Source organism: Shewanella sp. Shew256, assembly GCF_002196695.1.
Classification (GTDB): Bacteria; Pseudomonadota; Gammaproteobacteria; order Enterobacterales; family Shewanellaceae; genus Shewanella; species Shewanella mangrovisoli.
Genome location: NZ_NAJR01000047.1, coordinates 1 through 1,084, shown reverse-complemented (window position 1 = coordinate 1,084; position 1,084 = coordinate 1). Strand labels below are relative to the sequence as shown.

General features: G+C 49.0%; 1 protein-coding gene. It reads right to left on the bottom strand.

All coding sequences use genetic code 11. The annotated features are described in order from the left end of the window. Positions 1-1,084, bottom strand: a 1,084-nt coding sequence (locus B5P39_RS24330; protein WP_140418357.1) for an IS4-like element ISPa12 family transposase, incomplete at both ends; no start/stop codon positions are given.

Below are 1,084 nucleotides of genomic sequence, written 5' to 3'. Positions count from 1 at the left end.
AGCCACCACTGATTGGCTGTTTTGGCCCCGCTGAACATGGACAACACTCGCCGATATTTTTGCTGTGCTCCGTTGATTAACCAACGCTTGAGCGTTGCCGCCAGCAGACTTCCCCAAATCAACGTTTCGGCTATCGTTGAGTATTCCGTATTAAATTTATTCAAACTATTCAACGATTTCCATTCTTTGAACAAGAGTTCTATCTGCCAGCGCAGACGATACCATTCGCCCACTGTTGCGGCTGGGAATGTGTGCCGGTCCAAATTTGTACATAGACAAACCGGTTTGTCTTTATGGTCAGTGGAAGCAAACAAAACACAACGGTACACCGGACCATCTGGCCACTGCACATCCAAATCCAATTCGCCATGCTTAGGCAATACGGCCAGCCAGCTGCGTAGCGGCTGACAGAGTCCTGTTTGGTTGCAAGTCGCCATTGGATTCACCGAAGCGGGCATCCGAAGCACAAAGCTGGCCGCTTCGTTTTGGAGCGATTCAATGTAAGCTTTTGAAAAATAACCTGCATCGGCCATGAGCAAACAACCACGTAGACTTTGAGCTACGGGGAGATAGTCGCGTTCAGATGCAGTATCTTCGCTCAGAGAAACGCGGACAGGCTGGGCTTTTTCAAGGTCATAGGTCACGTGAAGCTCCACTGCCGCAGGAGAGTGTGTACTGAATCGCCCGGGGAAATGCAGGCTGAGGCCGTCATGAACAGCGAAACTGGTGCCATCCTGCAACAGTACCTGCTTGAAATGCCCCCGATAGGCGTCCGAAAAGGTGTGCATGGCTGGCAAATGAAGTGCCAGCGCCTGCTCAAACACTTGACGCATAAATTCAGGAGTTCCGAGCTTAACTAACTGATTATGGAATGGTTTAAGGCGTACTGACATCGAATGCAAGTGGTTAAAGTAACGATGTATATCAGCGATTGTGCGGGCATTTCCACTTCCCAGGGCACACACAAATGCCAGGCAAAGTTTTGCGGGAGTGATCAGGCGAAAGCGTTCAATCATGTGAGTTTGAACACCAAGTGAATTTAATTGTTGCTCTGAAAACAGGGCTTCAAAAATGGTTGAAAATG